Below are 2,509 nucleotides of genomic sequence, written 5' to 3'. Positions count from 1 at the left end.
TTTAAGGCAAAAGCCGATAAAATAATCAGTCTTAGCAGGCTTACGTTAGCGCATAAAATCGCTAAACTTTTGCTCTTTGAGCAAATTTTTCGCGCGCTGTGCATTAACGCAAACCATCCATATCACAAATAAAGGGAAAGAATGAAAAAAAACGAGTTAAAATTTTACAAGAAAATTTTAGAAGAGAAAAAGGCGCAACTAAGCGCCAATATTAATAGCTCGGTTAATGAAATTTCAGAATTACGCGAAAATAAAGCCGCGGACGATTTTGACGTTGCCAGTATGAATACTGATCTTAGTATCGAATACTCGCTTAACGTCAATCAGCAAAAGACGTTTTTGGAGATAGAAAACGCGCTTAAACGCATAGCAAACGGCACCTACGGACGCTGCGAATGCTGCGGCGAGGATATAAATCTGGAGCGACTAAAAGCAAGCCCCGAGGCTAGATTATGCATTTCATGTAAGGAACAGGCGGAAAAAGAAAATAGGAGTTAGCGATGAAAACGAAGCAATTCTTTTTATACTCGATCGTCTATATCGCGATTATCGCGATTTTGGTTTTTACACAGCAAAGCGAAAGCTACACGCTGGAGCTATTCGGCTTTGCGCTTACGCTTCCCATAGCGGTATGGATCGTAGTGCCGCTCATTTTGTATATGGTTTTGGCGATTTTTCATATAGTTTTTCACAGCTTCGCGTTTTACCGCACGAAAAGGGCGATTGCAAAAGATCTAAGCGCATACGATGCGATGAGCAAAGAGGTTTTGCTGGGCCTTGATACCAATAAGGACTTCAAAACCGAGTTTTTCAAGGATCCTAGCGACATTACTAAAATTTTATCTCCGTGGTACGACAGCGCGGGAGTCGATGTCGAAAATGACGAACTAAGAGAGGTGGTGGACGTTATCGAACAGGTCAAAAACGGCCAGGTAGCCGATCTGCGAAAGTATAAGCTGCCTAAAAACAACGGGCTGTTTTTACAAAACGAGCTTAACCGCCTCGACGCAGAGCCCGAGTATGCGTATGAAATTTTAAAAACCAAGGGCGTTTATAGCGAAAATATCACCAAAAAAGCCTACGACGTCCTGCTTGCTAAGGGCAGCTACGAAAAGATCAAGACGTATAAAATTCCGTCGGATATCAAGGAAGTAAGCCTTTTGGTAGATCGCGCGGCTAATGATGAGGGTTTTGATATAAGCAACGAAGAGCTTTTTGATCTCGTAAATAACGAAAGCTTTGGCGAGCAAGATTTCATAAGCTTTGCCAAAAAGCTAAAAAATCACCTCGCTCCCGAGCAATACAAGGCCTTTTTCGAGCGGCTCAAAAACGAAAATTCGCAGAGCACCGAGGCGTATCTTTACGTGTTATACGAGCTTGGCATGATCGATGAGTTCAGAGATCAGTTGAGCCTCGCCGACGGCGACGAGTTTGAGAAGTTTAAAATTCTGCTATTTTTGCGCGACAACGGCAAAAACGTCCCCGCATCGCTGATATTTTAGCTTACGTGATTTCGCCCGCTTTTGCAAGCGAAGCCCGTTTTGCGGCGGCTCAAACACAGCCCGCGCAATGCACCGATCAAAAACTCGCGCGCAGATCTTAAATTTTAAAATTTAGCGCGATTTCGGATCTTTAAATTTAAAGCCTTGCTTGTCGCGCACGACTCTTGCGCGGCGAAATTTTAAAATTTAAACGTAGCGCGGAAACCTCTAAGCCTAAATCAAATTTGAAATAAGAAATTTAAAATGACGAAAGATTTTTTTAAAAGAGACCCTCTATTTTTAGCGCCTTTGGCGGGCTTCTCGGATCCGCCGCTGCGGGGCGTAGTGAAAAAATTCGGCTGCGACGCGACCGTAAGCGAGATGATAAGCGCAAACGCCCTTGTTTTCGAGGGCGAAAAGACGCTAAAGATGCTCGAAAAAAACGCCGCAGAAACCCCTTTTTTCGTGCAGATCGCAGGCAGCGATGCGGAAATCATAAAAAAGGCGGTTCTGCTCATCAATAAATTTGACGGCATCGACGGCATCGATCTAAACTGCGGCTGTCCCGTCCCTAAAGTCGTGAAGCAGGGCGCCGGCTCGGCGCTACTACTTGACCTACCCCGTCTATCGCGCCTGGTTGAGACGATCAAAAAATATTCGAACAAAAAATTTACGAGCGCGAAGGTGCGGCTGGGCTTTGGTGCCGTGGATATCGAAAATATCGCGCGTGCCGTACAGAGCGCAGGAGCCGATTTTATCGCGATTCACGGTCGCACCAGAGCTGGCGGATACAGCGCGGCGGTGGATTACGGCGCGATCGCAAGAGCCAAGCGCGCGCTGCAAATCCCAGTGATCGCAAACGGCGATATAAACTCCTCCAATGCACCCGCAGTGCGAGACCTTAGCGGCGCAGACGCGCTGATGATCGGTCGCGCGGTAATCGGCAGGCCGTGGATCTTTCGCGAGATCAAAACGGGCGAACGCGCAAGCGACGCGCTAAAAAGGGAGGTCGTGCTCTATCATTTCTC

Annotated in this window: 4 protein-coding genes; all 4 read left to right on the top strand. The window is 46.6% G+C overall.

Annotated elements, in window-relative coordinates:
- A partial coding sequence (locus tag Q0438_RS03025; protein WP_299187236.1) for a 23S rRNA (pseudouridine(1915)-N(3))-methyltransferase RlmH occupies window positions 1–132 on the top strand: 132 nt, incomplete at its 5' end.
- Between the two features lie 9 nt (window positions 133–141).
- Window positions 142–498: an RNA polymerase-binding protein DksA gene (gene dksA / locus Q0438_RS03020; RefSeq protein ID WP_299187234.1), complete on the top strand. Its 357-nt coding sequence runs from the start codon at window positions 142–144 to the stop codon at window positions 496–498.
- Window positions 499–500: 2 nt separating this feature from the next.
- Window positions 501–1,502: a LapA family protein gene (locus Q0438_RS03015; protein WP_299187232.1), complete on the top strand. Its 1,002-nt coding sequence runs from the start codon at window positions 501–503 to the stop codon at window positions 1,500–1,502.
- Window positions 1,503–1,745: 243 nt separating this feature from the next.
- Window positions 1,746–2,509: tRNA-dihydrouridine synthase family protein (locus Q0438_RS03010; RefSeq protein ID WP_299187230.1), on the top strand; the 764-nt coding region annotated here is incomplete at its 3' end.

The sequence above is a fragment of the uncultured Campylobacter sp. genome (assembly GCF_938030785.1).
Taxonomy (GTDB): domain Bacteria; phylum Campylobacterota; class Campylobacteria; order Campylobacterales; family Campylobacteraceae; genus Campylobacter_B.
The sequence above is the reverse complement of the archived record's forward strand: the minus strand, read 5'-3'. Positions and strand labels throughout refer to the sequence as shown.

What these genes read in the sequence shown, in the direction of transcription:
- dksA (WP_299187234.1), top strand. Translation starts at nt 142, where the DNA reads ATGAAAAAAAACGAGTTAAAATTTTACAAGAAAATTTTAGAAGAGAAA.
- Q0438_RS03015 (WP_299187232.1), top strand. Translation starts at nt 501, where the DNA reads ATGAAAACGAAGCAATTCTTTTTATACTCGATCGTCTATATCGCGATT.